General features: G+C 62.0%; 14 protein-coding genes. 3 read left to right on the top strand and 11 right to left on the bottom strand.

Annotation, left to right across the window (positions count from 1 at the left end; translation table 11 throughout):
• Positions 1-9: 9 nt before the first annotated feature.
• Together V3C40_RS21830 and bla are read right to left on the bottom strand one after the other, a co-directional pair.
• A complete protein-coding gene (locus tag V3C40_RS21830; protein WP_331778499.1) occupies positions 10-1,218 on the bottom strand; it encodes an RtcB family protein in 1,209 nt (402 codons plus the stop codon).
• Positions 1,219-1,497: 279 nt separating this feature from the next.
• Positions 1,498-2,442, bottom strand: a complete 945-nt coding sequence (gene bla / locus V3C40_RS21825; RefSeq protein ID WP_331778498.1) for a subclass B3 metallo-beta-lactamase — start codon at positions 2,440-2,442, stop codon at positions 1,498-1,500.
• A gap of 124 nt (positions 2,443-2,566) precedes the next feature.
• Between bla and V3C40_RS21820 the strand changes: the two genes are divergently transcribed.
• Positions 2,567-3,370, top strand: coding sequence for a metallophosphoesterase family protein (locus tag V3C40_RS21820; RefSeq protein WP_331778497.1), 804 nt, complete (start codon positions 2,567-2,569; stop codon positions 3,368-3,370).
• Here V3C40_RS21820 and V3C40_RS21815 read toward each other — a convergent pair.
• Positions 3,367-3,894, bottom strand: a complete 528-nt coding sequence (locus V3C40_RS21815; RefSeq protein WP_331778496.1) for a dihydrofolate reductase family protein — start codon at positions 3,892-3,894, stop codon at positions 3,367-3,369. The two genes, V3C40_RS21820 and V3C40_RS21815, sit on opposite strands and share 4 nt — an antisense overlap.
• A 41-nt stretch (positions 3,895-3,935) precedes the next feature.
• Between V3C40_RS21815 and V3C40_RS21810 the strand changes: the two genes are divergently transcribed.
• Positions 3,936-4,532, top strand: a complete 597-nt coding sequence (locus V3C40_RS21810) for a TetR/AcrR family transcriptional regulator (protein ID WP_331778495.1) — start codon at positions 3,936-3,938, stop codon at positions 4,530-4,532.
• 30 nt (positions 4,533-4,562) lie between these two features.
• Here the strand turns inward: V3C40_RS21810 and V3C40_RS21805 are convergent, their stop codons facing one another.
• The 6 genes from V3C40_RS21805 to V3C40_RS21780 form a co-directional block, all read right to left on the bottom strand.
• Complete coding sequence (locus V3C40_RS21805) at positions 4,563-5,240, bottom strand: type 1 glutamine amidotransferase domain-containing protein (protein ID WP_070305371.1); 678 nt, start codon at positions 5,238-5,240, stop codon at positions 4,563-4,565.
• Between the two features lie 22 nt (positions 5,241-5,262).
• A complete protein-coding gene (locus tag V3C40_RS21800) occupies positions 5,263-6,426 on the bottom strand; it encodes an iron-containing alcohol dehydrogenase (RefSeq protein ID WP_331778494.1) in 1,164 nt (387 codons plus the stop codon).
• Between the two features lie 91 nt (positions 6,427-6,517).
• Positions 6,518-7,126, bottom strand: a complete 609-nt coding sequence (locus V3C40_RS21795) for a TetR/AcrR family transcriptional regulator (protein WP_331778493.1) — start codon at positions 7,124-7,126, stop codon at positions 6,518-6,520.
• A gap of 66 nt (positions 7,127-7,192) precedes the next feature.
• Positions 7,193-8,602, bottom strand: coding sequence for an HdeD family acid-resistance protein (locus V3C40_RS21790; protein WP_331778492.1), 1,410 nt, complete (start codon positions 8,600-8,602; stop codon positions 7,193-7,195).
• Positions 8,603-8,849: 247 nt separating this feature from the next.
• A complete protein-coding gene (locus V3C40_RS21785) occupies positions 8,850-10,100 on the bottom strand; it encodes a low temperature requirement protein A (protein ID WP_331778491.1) in 1,251 nt (416 codons plus the stop codon).
• A gap of 112 nt (positions 10,101-10,212) precedes the next feature.
• Positions 10,213-11,070, bottom strand: a complete 858-nt coding sequence (locus V3C40_RS21780; protein WP_331778576.1) for an oxidoreductase — start codon at positions 11,068-11,070, stop codon at positions 10,213-10,215.
• Positions 11,071-11,183: 113 nt separating this feature from the next.
• On the opposite strand from V3C40_RS21780, the gene V3C40_RS21775 reads away from it, so the two are divergent.
• Positions 11,184-12,125, top strand: a complete 942-nt coding sequence (locus V3C40_RS21775) for a LysR family transcriptional regulator (RefSeq protein WP_331778490.1) — start codon at positions 11,184-11,186, stop codon at positions 12,123-12,125.
• A 140-nt stretch (positions 12,126-12,265) separates the two neighbouring features.
• Here the strand turns inward: V3C40_RS21775 and V3C40_RS21770 are convergent, their stop codons facing one another.
• Both V3C40_RS21770 and V3C40_RS21765 read right to left on the bottom strand, forming a co-directional pair.
• Positions 12,266-13,045 carry an enoyl-CoA hydratase gene (locus tag V3C40_RS21770; RefSeq protein ID WP_072457016.1) on the bottom strand — a complete coding sequence of 260 codons (780 nt, stop codon included), beginning with the start codon at positions 13,043-13,045 and terminating at the stop codon, positions 12,266-12,268.
• Between the two features lie 73 nt (positions 13,046-13,118).
• The gene (locus V3C40_RS21765; protein WP_034753391.1) at positions 13,119-14,315 is read right to left on the bottom strand and encodes an acetyl-CoA C-acyltransferase; all 1,197 of its coding nucleotides are present in this window, start codon (positions 14,313-14,315) and stop codon (positions 13,119-13,121) included.

The following is a 14,315-nucleotide window of genomic DNA, read 5'->3' as shown; positions in this document are numbered from 1 at the left end:
GCTCTCCTTTCAACCCTTGATGCAGACGACCTGGCGCAAGGTATGCACCACCTCGACCAGGTCGCTCTGGTGCGCCATCACGGCGTCGATATTTTTATAGGCGGCCGGAATCTCGTCGACCACGCCGCCATCCTTGCGGCATTCGATACCGGCAGTCTGCTCGGCCAGATCGAAGCGGTCGTAACGGCGCTTCGCCTCGCTGCGGCTCATGCTGCGCCCCGCTCCGTGCGAGCAGGAACACAACGACTCCGGATTGCCCTTGCCGCGCACGATGAAGCTGCGCGCGCCCATGCTGCCGGGGATGATGCCCAGCTCCCCCTGCCGCGCCGAAATGGCGCCCTTGCGCGTCACGTACAAGTCGGCATTGCCATGCGTTTCGCGCGCGATGTAGTTGTGGTGGCAGTTGATGGCCTCTCCGTCGAGCTGGAACGGCGGCGCAAACTTCGCCAGTACGTCGAGCACGCGGCGCATCATTTCGCTGCGGTTGAGCAGCGCATAATCCTGCGCCCAGTCCACCGCTTCCACATAGTCGTCGAACACCGTGGAGCCTGCACTCAGATAGGCCAGGTCCGCGTCCGGCAGCTGCAGCTGGTGGCGCCGCATGTCCTTCTGCGCGGCGGCGATGAAGTATCGGCCGATGGCGTTGCCGATGCCGCGCGAGCCCGAATGCAGCATGATCCACACGCGCTGTTCCTCGTCGAGGCAGATCTCGATGAAATGGTTGCCGCCGCCGAGGGTGCCGGCCTGGCAGATCCACGTGCGTTCGAACTGGCGCAGCATCTTGGCGATACCGCGGTGGCGCTCGACGATATGCTCCAGGCGGCCGGCAAGGGGGCGCGTGGCGCGTGCATGGCGCGAACCCTGCACGCGGCTCCAGTCGTGCTGCTCGAAACCGACGGGCACGTCCGCTTCGATGGCGCTGCGCAGGCGCGCCAGGTTGTCGGGCAAGTCGCTGGCCGTCAGGGTGGTGCGCACGGCGTTCATGCCGCAGCCGATGTCCACGCCCACGGCGGCCGGAATGATGGCGCCGCGCGTGGGAATCACGCTGCCGACGGTGGCGCCGATGCCGGCATGCACATCGGGCATGGCCGCCACATATGGATGGACGATGGGCAGGCTGGCGATATTGTGCAGCTGGCGCAGTGCCTGCGCGTCGATATCGTCGGTAAAAATATGCACGGGCACATGGGCGCCGCGCAGGGTCTGATGAATGGGCATAACGGTGTTCCTGATGTCTGCGTTATGCCGGGGTCCTGGTAAACCAAAAAACCCCGGCGAGTTTCCTCACCGGGGTTTTCAAGGACACCGGCTCGGGATCGGCAAGATGCCGGTGGCCCCGAGCGTCATGCGCGGGGCTAGTGGAAGTACGACTTGCTGCCAGCCTGCTCGAACATGGGTATCCTTTCTTTTGTTGGGTTAATCTGCACTGCGGACGATGATTCTGCACCGGATGCTGCAGTGCGTCAACCGCTTTTCATGGCGAACGCGCCAACGTTGTTATTTTGTCGCAGCCGCTTTTTCCTTGCCGATGCGCGCATCGAGCTTCGCTTCATTTTTGGCCGCGTAGCTGCTGCACGCCTGCGCATCGATGAAGGGATTCGGCGTGACGCCTTCCAGCAATTGCGTCAGCTTGCGGTCGCCGCCGGAATGGTCGGGATGGGCCGAGATCAGGATGTCGCATGGCAGTTTGGCGAAGTCCTGCATGACGCGGCGGAAGGCCGGCGTCAGGTCAGCATGGCGTTCATCGCCCAGGTAGTGAAAATCGTCGGCCGCCACCGGCGTGAGGCTGGCGCCAAACACGACGTTCAGGCAGTCCGTACGCTCCGCATCCTCGCACGACACCCAGGTCCAGCTGGTGCTGCCCGGCGTGTGGCCCGGCGTATAGCGCGCCGTCACCTTCACGCCGCCCAGTTCCAGGGTCTCGCCATCGGCGATTTCGCGCACGTTTTCCACGGCCGGCATGGGGTCGATTTCGCCCGCTTGCGGATCCATGGCGAGCACCGAGCCCGCGCGCAGCGCCTGCGCGCCGAGCGGGCTGGCGATCACTTGCGCGCCGCTGTCGCGGGCCAGGGCGGCGATGCCGCCTGAATGGTCGAAATGCGCTTCCGTATTCAGGATGAACTTGATGTCTTCCAGGCGAAAGCCCAGCTCCAGGATATGCTCCTTGATGGCGGCCACCGATTGCGGCAGCGCGCCGTCGATCAGGATCAAGCCTTCGCGCGTGTGGATCAGCACCACGCTCAAGCCGCCCACGCCCACGTAATACGTGTCGCCGTGGATGCGTGCCGGCTGCTGCGGGCGGTTCCATTGCGCCGCATACGGCGAGGCGATCGGCTGCGTCAAGGGATCGATGGCAGGCGTTTCCGCATGTGCGGCAAACGGCAGCGCCATGGCGGCCAGCGCGATGCTGAGCAAGGACTTGGGAAGGAAGAAAGGCGGCATGCGGCTCCAGGGTAAGTTGCGGTAATCGATGCCACAGGGTAACGTCGCTACCCTTGCGCGGTCAAGCAGACGGGCGCGGCAACTTGCGCTACGATAGAGGCCCAGTCACTGCTCCCCTATTGCCATGCGTTTGCTGATCCTGTCCGACCTGCACCTGGAAGTCTGGGGTGACGACACACCCGCCATCGACCTTGCCGCCTGCCGACCCGACGTGGTGATCCTGGCCGGCGACATCGACACGGGCAGCAATGCCATCGCCTGGGCCGCGCGCACCTTCGGCGCCCTGCCCGTGCTGTACGTGCACGGCAACCATGAAGGCTATGGCCACCAGCTCGAACACATGCAGGACGCCGTGCGCGACGCCTGCGCCAGCGCCAATGCGCACGGCGCCAACATCCGCCTGCTCGACGGCGACGCCGTGACGCTCGGCGGCATGCGCTTCCTCGGCGTCACGCTGTGGACGGATTTCCTGCTGTTCGGCGAGGAGCGCCGGGACGAAGCATTGAGCGCGGCGCAAGCCTACATGCCCGACTACAAGCGCATCAGCACGGGCGGCGACACGCCGCGCCTCTTGTGCGCCAGCGACACGGCGCAGCTGCACGCACGGCACCGCGCCTGGCTGGAACAGCAGCTGGCGCAACCCTTCGAGGGCAAGACGGTCGTCATCACGCACATGGCGCCCTCGATGCTGTCGGTGGAAGCGCAATACGCGACCAATCTCGGCTCGCCCGCGTTTGCCTCGCAGCTCGATGCACTGGTGGCGCAGGCGGACCTGTGGGTGCATGGCCACATGCACGCCTCGCTCGACTACCGCGTCCAGGATTGCCGCGTCGTGTGCAACCCTTGCGGCTACAAGCGGCCCGACGGCACGCCGGAAAATGAACGCTACGATCCCGGCTTCATCGTCGATATCGCCAGCGCGGGCTAATTTTTCCGATAGCGCAGCTGCACCACGCCGCTGGGCAGCTGGCGCGTGCCGTCCAGGCGCCAGTCGCTGCGCGGCAAGCCGTCCTCGAACAGGCGCACGCCCTTGCCCAGCACCACAGGCAGCACGGACAAAGTCAGGCTGTCGATGACGCCCTCACGCAAACCGGCGCGGACAACGGCGCCGCCATCGAGATACACGTGGCGGCAACCCTCTTCCGCCAGCGCCTCCAGCACGTCCCGCACGCTGCCTTCGCGGCGCTGTTCACCATGGCGCGGCGCGAAGCCGCGGTGGCTCAATACCTGCACGCGCTTGGCCGCATACGGCCACGGTTCGAACCCCAGCACGGCGTCATACGTGGTGCGGCCGATCAGCAAGGTATCGACCTGCTCCATCAATGCCGTGTAGCCGGTGGCATCGGGCGAGTCGGGCGCCAGTTCGGCCATCCAGGACAGGTCGCCGTTCTCTCCCGCGATGCAGCCATCGAGGCTGATACCGAGAAAAACGCTGACGAAAGTTTTTTGCATGGGTGCTCCTTGATTTAATTCTACAGTGTAGAATTATGCCCATGAAAACCCAAAAACTTCAAGCCACGGAATCTCCCGTGCGCCGCGCCGGGCGTCCGCGCCGCACCAAGCCCGCGCTGGATAGCGCCGCCATCCTACAAGCGGCCCTGGCCCTGCTGGAAGAAAAAGGTGACGCGTTTTCCATGCGCGCGCTGGCGCAGAGCCTGGGCGTCGATGCCATGGCCCTGTATCACTACTACGCGGGGAAAGAGGAACTGTTGCTGGCCTTGATGGCGCAGCGTTTTACCGTGCTCGACCCGCAGCAGCCGCCATTTACGCGGCGCCAGGCAGCGCCACGGCGTGTGCTCGCGCTGTGCGCGCTGTACCTGGAACTGGTCAGCGCCACGCCGTATTTCGTGCGCCTGATGGCACGCGGGCTGGTGGAGCAAGCCGACGTGGCCCAGCGGTTCACGGCGCTGTTTGAGCAAGCCCTCTACGGTCTCGCGCTGGACAAGAAAACCCGGCTGCGCGGGCGCGATACGCTCGTCGATTTCCTGCACGGCTATGCGCTGGCGGGCAGGCCGGCCAGCGAGACGCAATGGCACGTCTCGGTCGGCCTGATCCTGGCGGGCATGACCGCCGGACGCACTGCGGTGTGACGTCCAGCGGCCGGACGCACTACCCTGGCATCAGCCCAGCAGCTTGAGCAGCGCCTGCGCGGCCGCTTCCGACGATGCGGGATTCTGGCCCGTGACCAGCAAGCCATCGGTGACGGCGTACGGCTGCCAGTCGCCCAGTTTCGAGTAGACGCCGCCGTTTTGCTTGAGCATGTCCTCGACGAGGAAAGGCACGATGGCCGTCAAGCCGACGGCGTCTTCCTCGGTATTCGTAAAGCCCGTCACCTGCTTGCCGCGCACCAGCGGCGTGCCATCGGCTGCCTTCACGTGGCGCAGCACGCCGGGCGCGTGGCAGACGGCGGCGACGGGCTTACCGGCGGCGATCATCTGCTCGATCAGCGCGATCGAGTGCGGGTCTTCGGCCAGGTCCCACAGCGGGCCATGGCCGCCCGGGTAAAACACGGCATCGAAGTCCCCCGCCTTCACGTCGGCCAGCTTGCCCGTGTTGGCCAGCACAGCTTGCGCATCGGCGTCCTGCTTGAAGCGGCGCGTGGCGTCCGTTTGCGAATCCGGCTCGTCGCTTTTCGGGTCCAGCGGCGGCTGGCCGCCGTGGGGCGACACTACCGTCAGCTTCGCGCCCGCTTCTTTCAGGGCATAGTAGGGCGCGGCGAATTCTTCCAGCCAGAAGCCGGTTTTCTTGCCGGTATTACCGAGTTGGTCGTGCGAGGTCAGTACCATCAGGATGTTCATGTTGTGTCCTTTTATGTCAGGGTTACAGTGCTGCTTCGAGGATACGGCGGCTGCGCGCGAGGTCGATATCGCGGTGTTCGCCGAGTGAGGTCATGCCATGTGCTTCCAATTGTTTCAGTACCGCTTCCACCGCTTCCTGGCCCAGCTGATAGGCCGACAAACGGGTTGGGATGCCCAGGCCTTCAAAGAAGGCGCGCGTGCGGGCGATGGCGGTATCGATGCGCTCGTCGTCGCTGCCACTGGTGATGTTCCAGACACGTTCACCATACTGTAGCAATTTGCCGCGTTTCTGCTCGCGCTGTACGTCCAGCAGGGCCGGCAGCACCAGGGCCAGGGTGCGCGCATGGTCGATGTCGTACAGGGCCGTCAGTTCGTGGCCGATCATGTGGGTGGCCCAGTCCTGCGGCACGCCCGCGCCGATCAAGCCATTCAGGGCCAGGGTGGCGGTCCACATCAGGTTGGCGCGAGTCGCATAATCGTCGGGCGAAGCGACCGCCTGCGGCGCGATCTCGACGAGCGTCTGCAGCAAGCCTTCGGCAAAGCGGTCCTGCACCATCGCCTGCACCGGATAGGTCAGATACTGCTCCGTCGTGTGGACAAAGGCGTCGACCAGGCCATTGGCCACCTGCGTGGCCGGCAAGGTGAAGGTCTTGCTGGGGTCGAGTACGGAAAACTGCGGGTACAGCAGCGGATTACGGAAACTCAGCTTGGCATGCGTGGCTTTTTTCGTCACCACGCCGCCGCTGTTCATTTCCGACCCCGTGGCTGGCAAGGTCAGCACCGTGCCGAACGGCAGGGCACGCTGCACATTGGCGCCGCCGCGCTCGGCGATTTCCCACGGCTCGCCGTCGTACAGGGCGGCTGCGGCGACGAACTTGGTGCCGTCGATCACGGAGCCGCCGCCGACGGCCAGCAGGAAGTCCACTTTCTCGCTGCGCACCTGGGCGACGGCGCGCATCAGGGTTTCATAGCTGGGATTGGGTTCGATGCCACCAAACTCCTGCACGCTGCGCTGGCCCAGCGCAAGCGCAGCTCGCACTTCGGCCAGGGTGCCCGTCTTTTCCGCGCTGGCGCCGCCGTACAAAATCAGCACGCGCGCATCATGCGGCACCAGGGTGGACAATTTGGCGACGGTGTCGGCGCCGAACACGATCTTGGTCGGGTTATGGAATTCAAAATTCTTCATGCTGCTGCTCCTCTATTATTAGACTGGTCGTCTAGAATGCAGTTCAAAAAATGCGGACATGGTGCGTCCGCTTGTTTGCTTGGTTTGCTGCCTATCGGTCGCTGTCCGGCGGCAGCTGCAACATCGCCAGGGTCGCACGCCACGCTGTTTGCAAGGCGCTGGCGTCGCGCCGCAGCTTGGTCAGCATGGCCGCACCCAGCCACAGCTGGTACAAGGTGGCGGCCATCTGCGCCGGATCGGCCACCGATGGCAGCGAATCGTCCACCCTGCCGCGCGCGATGGCCAGGGCGAGTCTGGCGATGATGCGGTGGGTGCCGTCGAGCAGCGCCACGCGCATCGGCTCCGACATGTCCGCCACTTCACTACTCAGCTTGACCACCAGGCAGCGGCAATCGCAGCCGCTGCCGTCGAGGCTTGCACTGGTCCAGCTGGCCCAATACGCCATCAGCGCCTGCGCCGCGTTCTGGCCCGGCTGGCCCAGCACGTCTTCCATTTCCGCCAGGTAGCCGGTGACGTAATCTTCCAGCATCGCTTCGCCAAACAATTCCTTGGACTTGAAGTAATGGTAGAACGAGCCCTTGGGCACGTCGGCGGCCGACAGGATCTCGTTCAGCCCCACCCCGGCAAAACCCTTGCGCGTGATGATGGCCTTGCCTTGGTCGATAATGTGCTGGCGCACGTCGGTGTATTCAGCTTTCATGCGAGGCATTGTAGCACAATTAGACCAGTCGTCTATAGACCTCTATTTCAATGCAGCAGCGGCGACCTACGCGCGCTTGTCACGCATGGCGTCTTCATCAGGCTGCTCGCGAAGATCAACGGCGCCATGATCCTGGGCGCGCCATTCGCGGCGCAATTGCGCCATCCGGCTGAAGGCGGTCCTTGCCAATTTCCACCAGGCGAACGGACGCGGGTCGGCCAGCATGCTGAGCGCTCGGGAGTAATCGAGCGTCAGCCCGGGCGTCCACGCCATCGTCACGGCACGCTTGCGGATCTGGGCGGCGACCCACAGTTCCGGTGTCGCCAGGATGCGGAAAAACACTCTCCAGCCTGCTCGCTCCCCGTACAGGCGTCCAACGGCGCCGTCGATAGCCGCTTCCAGAGCCCGGGCGACGGTACTGGAACAATTGCGATGCGTGAGATTGTAAGTCGCGTCCTCGCGATAATGGCGCCAGAAAGACTGCAGCTGGCGTGGGTCATAATTCCGGATACGGACCTGAACGGTGGACGGGCACCATGCCTTCGACTCTGTCGCGTAATCGGGCTGGAATACGCCCGGTACGTCATTTTCGCGGGTGGCGCGCAGCAGGCGCCCGAAATCGTCGGGCGAACGGTCAATCTCCACACTCGGATACAGGCTGATATAAATACCCTCCGGCGACTCCAATGCCGCATGCCCGGTGGAGATCACGCCGTTGACATCGACCGCGGCGATATAGCGGTCGACGATCGGGTAATTCTGGGTGGGCGACTTGGCTGAGCCGGAAGGCGTCCAGACGTGCACCGTCAGCGCCTGCTCATGGTCCGCGGGAGGACCTTCCCACTCCACTTGCGTGAATGCGGAAGCAAGCTGCTCATCCGGCTGAATGTCAGGCTGCACCGATTCCGACAGCGCCGGGTTATCGCTCATGCGGCGAACACGGGCGGCCAGGGCGATCAAGTTGGCGCCGCCAAACATCAGGAACAAGCCCAGGCAATACGGCAGTGTGCCGACATAATGCGTCGGGTAGGGCTGATAAAAGAAAATGGCCAGCGCAATCTCGGCCACACCCCACGAGAAGGCCACGCGCCAGCGGCGATAGCGGACCATGTAAGCGGAAATGCACTGTATCAGCCCATCGGCGAGAAACAGCGTCCCAAAAATCATCGATAACAGGAAATTGCCATGGTGGTGACCGGCGAAGATCAGCATCGCCGCCAGCACGACGGCGCAGCCTTTCACGTATCGCAGGATGCGTTGGCCGCCGACGCCGGTCCATGCCACAGCCAGCGTTGCCAGGCCTTCGGCCAGGAACAGGTAAGCAAAGAAATTGATCGGGAAGTACAGCGCGTTATCGAGTGCGTCGATAAATATGACCAGGCCTGCGAGCAGCCATATCAATCCGATCAACAGGATACCGCGCCAGCGCTTGCGTAGATATTCGACGCCCAATAACAGCAACACCAATCGAATCATGAATGCTCCTCCTGTTTTTAACTGCAGCAGCAATACTCGAACAATACGCATTAACTGGCCGTCATGGCTGTGAAAGCGTATGGCTACGGACTCTCACATCATTTGAGAATGACAATTGTCGCAATCAATGAATTAGCGTAAAAAAATGAAATTCTTCAGAAAAGTATCATAAAAGATAAAAATGTCAGGTTTGCTTGTCGGCAGCCCTATCAACAGCATGCAATCGGTTCGCGCACTGCGTCACACACTAACGCGGCGTTGGCATGTCGCCCTGGTGACGGTGTCCCAAGACTTCATAGCCGACGACCGTGATGACCGGTGCAAAGAGCAGAATACCGAGACATTCAACGATATTCGCGCCAAAGATCGCCGCCATGATCGCTGTCGCGATGACGGCAGCTGTCGCAAGCAAAAGCCATATATGCAGTTGGTCGAAGCGGCGCACAAGAAAATAGTGGAGCGCATAAATCAAGGCGAGGAAAATGGTCACGGGAAGCGCGGTGGCGAGCAGGGCCGGGAGTGTGCCGATATGGGCCTTGTTTTCAATCAGGTTCGCCGCGACGTCCAGGCCAGCCCCCGTTGCCACAATAGATGCAATGATCAGTATCTGCCCATAGCTCCAGATGAAAGCGCGTGAGCGATGCACGTGCAGCACATTTGCCGACGGCAGAATGGAATACACCCACCACATGCCAAAGGTCAGTCCGACACCTGCAAGACAAGCGAGCGCCGTTTCCAGTGTCCAGCCCTGGTGCTCTATTTCGGCAGACAAAGTCGCGACCGTACCGACCAACCCTTCACCCAAGGCAAGGATGGCGAACAGGCTGTAGCGTTCGGCAATGTGCTCCGCGTGCCAGGGCGTACCGCCATCCTTGCGCTCCGCCAGCATGGGGCCGGCGAACTCGATGAGAAACCAGATGACAACGAGGACAATGGTCACGCCCATCGAGAAAGGGAAAAGAATAATCGCTATCCAGCCTATCTGGGCAATCGCAATGGCGGCGGCATAGCTGAGGCACGCGCGGCGCCGTGCGACGTCTTGCCTCGCTGCCCGCAACCATTGAAATATCAGCGCCACGCGCATGATCACGTAGCCAAGTACCATCACCGAGTTATCGAGCTGCTGGCCGTGTTCGATGGAAGAGAACAGGCGCGGCAAGCCAACCGCCAGCACCAGCACACCCGTCATCTGTACCATGGTGGTGATGCGGAAAATCCAGTCGTCAGTGTCGTAGGCGGATGCAAACCACGTGAAATTGAACCAGGCCCAGCAGATGCAGAGGCTCGAAAATCCAAATCCGATGAGCGCGCTGGCGTAATGGCCTGCCGCGAGTGCGTGTGCGAACTGTGCCGCGGCAAACGCAAAGCATGTGACGAAAGTCAGGTCGAATAACAATTCCAGAGACGATGCGACACGGTGCGGCTCGTGCGGATCGCGTCCTGACATCCGCCGTATGTGATGGTGGAGAACTTTGACAACAGAATCAGGTGTGCTCATGCGTTATTCCTTGCCAGCGAACGCGATATCAACAATGGTTTCAAGCATCGGGGGATGCAGCTGCGAACCGCTTACATGGGCAAATTCAGGCATGGCCCCCGGTCAAACTCTGTCAGGCGGGAAAATCCGTCGATGCGGAGAGCTCGCGCCACGTCTCCATTTCCTGTGCCACAAAGGCGTTTTTTGCGGCAATAGCAGCCAGCGTGTCGGTGCCCATGGGAAGGCGCAGTGGCGGATTGGGCGCGTCGGCAAGGCGGAGCATGGCGGCCGCCAATTTTTTGGGATCACCGGGCTGATTGTGGTTCAGCGCTAACGCTTGTTTGCGCACGGCGCCCGAAGTCGCCGCGTAATCGCCAATTTCATCGGGTGCTACGAGCAGCGACGAGGCATCGAGGAAATCGGTGCGGAAATAACCTGGTTCAACGATGGTGGCGTGAATTCCCAGTGGCTTGAGTTCGGTATGCATGGCTTCCGTGATGCCTTCGACGGCAAATTTTGTCGATGAATACACCCCGAACCCTGCCGCAGCCTGATAGCCGCCGATCGATGAAATATTGATCACGTGACCGGAACGCTGCGCCCGCATTGTGGGTAGCACGGCGCGCGTCACGTTCAGCAAGCCGAAGACATTCGTGTCAAACATCCGTCTCACATCCGCATCGCCAGACTCTTCCACGGCAGCCAGCAGACCGAAGCCCGCATTATTGACGAGCACGTCAATACGCCCAAAATGTTCCAGCGCAACACGCACGCCCAGCCTGATTTGCTCCTCATTCGTCACGTCGAGCGCAAGCGGCAGCAACGCGGCGGATGTGCCAAGCCGCTCGACGACCGCTGCCGCGTTACGCCCGGTTGCGACCACCGCATTGCCGTCCGCCAGTGCCGCCTCTGCAATCAGCGCGCCGATGCCCCTGGATGCACCGGTAATCAACCAGACGCGCTTGAATTCGTGCTGTTGAACGTTCTTCATCATTCTGCTCCCGAGGTGCTTAAAGGGCGAATGATAGAAGCAAAAATTGGCATGAACTAGTGGTCAAATGCTAGAATGATAATCAACTAAAACTTGCTAATCATTCTCGCTCCATGTACGATATCCGCTCCATTACCGTCTTCGTCCGCACGGCAACGCTGGGCAGTTTGCGGCGTGCGGCCATCGACCAGGGCATCTCGCCGCAGGCGGCCAGCCAATCGGTGATCCAGCTGGAAAAATCACTTGGCGTGCGCCTGTTCCACCGGACCACGCGCAAGCTGAGTTTGACGGAAGAAGGCCAGCGCCTGTTCGACAGCGTGAAACCGGCACTGGCCATACTGTCGTCGTCCCTCGACGAAGCGCGCCGGTCAAAGGAAGAAGTGAACGGGATATTGCGCATCAACGCTGCCCAGTCGCTGGGGCTGTCCGTGCTTTGGCAATTTTTCGAATTATTCCACCAGTCCCATCCCAAAGTGCAGCTCGACATCCAGCTCGATGACCAGTTCACCGATCTGGTGAGCGGACGCGCCGATGTCGGTTTCCGGGGTGGACCGCCGCCCTCGGGAGCGTCGATTGCGCGGCGGCTCGTGCCCATTCAGTTGATCGTTTGCGCATCGCCGGACTACATTCAGCGCCACGGCGCTCCTCGGACGATAGACGAACTGAGCCAGCACAGCTGCACCGGCTATCGGTGGGCAAATACAGGCAAGGTCGCCCAATGGCAGTTCCAGATCGGCGATGAAATTGTGCATCGGGACATACCGGCCGTCATTTGCGTGAATGACACCGCGATGGAGACACGGGCGGTGTTGTCGGGCCTTGGCATTGGACAGCTAGGGAGTTTCGAGGCCATGCCGCATATCCGTAGCGGCCGGCTCGTGCCTTTGCTCATGCAGCATGTCAGCGAGTGCGGCGCCATCTATATCTACTATGGGCATCGGGCGGAACAGTCTCTGCGGGTGAGGACTTTTATTGACTTCATGATCGAGAAACTCGCTGACAACCGCGCATTCTTCCTCGATAGCTCGGAATTGGCCGCTTCCATCCCTCGTTGAAGGCACATCCTCATACGCAGGTCGGGAGCTGAGAAAAATCCATTCGATGAATTGCGGCAGCACCGGCCACCGCATTCTCATCACTGATCATCATGTCCAAATCAGATGGTGCCGGGCCCGACGAGATGTCAGGCCCTGCCTTATGCAAACTGTTTGAAATCCGGCTTCCGCTTTTCAAAGAACGCCGTAAACGCTTCCTTCGCTTCGGCGCCGCCCAGCATGGCGCTGAACAGTTTGTTTTCCTCGGCGATGGCCGCCTTCATCGGCTCCATGCGGCTTTGCTTCATCAATCGCTTGGTGGCGCGGATGGAGGCCGCTGGCAGGGCTACCAGCTTGGCCGCCTGGCCTTGCGCGTACGTCATCAAGTCGTACAGGGGCACGACTTTCGAGACCAGGCCCATTTCCAGCGCTTCGCTGGCCGGGAACGCTTCGCCCAGCATCAATTTTTCCGCCGCGCGCGGGTACCCGGCCAGTTGCGTGAGCAGCAGGCTGGAGCCGAATTCCGGGCACAGTCCCAGCTGCGTAAACGGCATCGAGAAGCTGGCGTTGTCGGCCGCATAGACGAGGTCGCAATGCATCAGCAAGGTGGTACCGATGCCGATGGCGGGACCGGAAACAGCCGCCACCACGGGCTTGCTGCTGCCGTACAGGGCGCGCATGAACTGGAACACGGGGCGGTCATGGTCGAGCGAGCCATCTTTCGGGCGCGCCGTCTTCATGAAGTCGTCGAGGTCGTTACCGGCCGTGAAAATCTCGCGCTTGCCGCAGATCAGGATGGCGCGTACTTCATCATCGGTCTCGGCCGCCACCAGCGCGTCGGCCAGGGTCTGGTACATGGCGCCCGTGATCGCATTCTTGCGTTCCAGGCGGTTGAATTCCAGGGTCAGGATGCCCTCGCTCTTGCTGCACAAAATATCCATGTCGTCTCCAAAAAGATAAAGGGCGCCGGGGTAATCCCGCAGCGCCCTGTTTTATTGCTTTAGCCCGTCGAACTTATACGCGTTCGAAAATACCTGCCGCGCCCATGCCGGCGCCCACGCACATCGTGACCATGCCGTACTTCTGCTTGGTGCGCTGCAGTGCGTGGATCACGGTGGCGGCGCGGATGGCACCGGTCGCGCCCAGCGGGTGGCCCAGGGCGATCGCGCCGCCCATCGGGTTGACCTTCGATGGGTCCAGGCCCAGGTCGCCGATGACGGCCAGGGCTTGCGCGGCAAACGCTTCGTTCAGCTCGATCCAGTCCAGCTGGTCTTGCGTGATGCCGGCGGCGGCGCAGGCGGCAGGAATGGCGAATTTAGGACCGATGCCCATGATTTCCGGCGGCACGCCGCGCACGGCGAACGAGGAGAATTTCGCCAGCGGGGTCAGGTTGTGCTCGCGCAGGATTTTTTCGCTGACGATCAAGAGCGCACCGGCGCCGTCGGACATCTGCGAGCTGTTGGCGGCCGTGACGGAACCCTTGGCGGCGAAGACAGGCTTCAGTTTTGCCAGCGATTCCATCGACGAATCGGCGCGCGCGCCTTCGTCGGTGTCGACGGTGCGGCGCGTTACATCGACCTGGCCGGTGGCCAGGTTCGGCGTGCGCGTGATGATTTCCACTGGCGTCGTTTCCGCCTTGAAGAAACCGGCTTGCTGCGCGGCGATGGCGCGGCGGTGCGATTCAACGGAGAACGCGTCCTGCTGTTCGCGCGACACTTTCCATTGCTGCGCCACTTTTTCAGCCGTCAGGCCCATGCCGTAAGCCATGCCGATGTTCTCGTCGCTGAACATGTCCAGGTTCATCGATGGGTGGTGGCCCATCATCGGTACCATCGACATCGATTCGATGCCGCCGGCGATCATCACGTCGGCTTCGCCCACGCGGATGCGGTCGGCCGCCATGGCAATCGCCGTGATGCCCGAAGCGCAGTAACGGTTGACGGTGACGCCGCCAACGGTTTTCGGCAAGCCGGCCAGCAGCACCGAGTTACGCGCGATATTGAAGCCCTGCTCCGCTTCCGGGAACGAGCAGCCGATGATGGCGTCGGTGATCAGTGCCGGGTCGAGGCCAGGCGCTTGCGCCAGGGCCGATTGCAGCACGCGCACCAGCAGGTCGTCCGGGCGGGTGTTCTTGAACATGCCGCGCGGCGCCTTGCCGATCGGGGTGCGGGTTGCAGAGACGATGTACGCGTCTTGAAGTTGTTTGCTCAT

The organism is Janthinobacterium sp. LS2A, from assembly GCF_036543145.1.
GTDB lineage: Bacteria > Pseudomonadota > Gammaproteobacteria > Burkholderiales > Burkholderiaceae_D > Janthinobacterium > Janthinobacterium aestuarii.
Note: the sequence above shows the minus strand (reverse complement) of the source record. Positions and strands in the feature narration are given on the sequence as shown.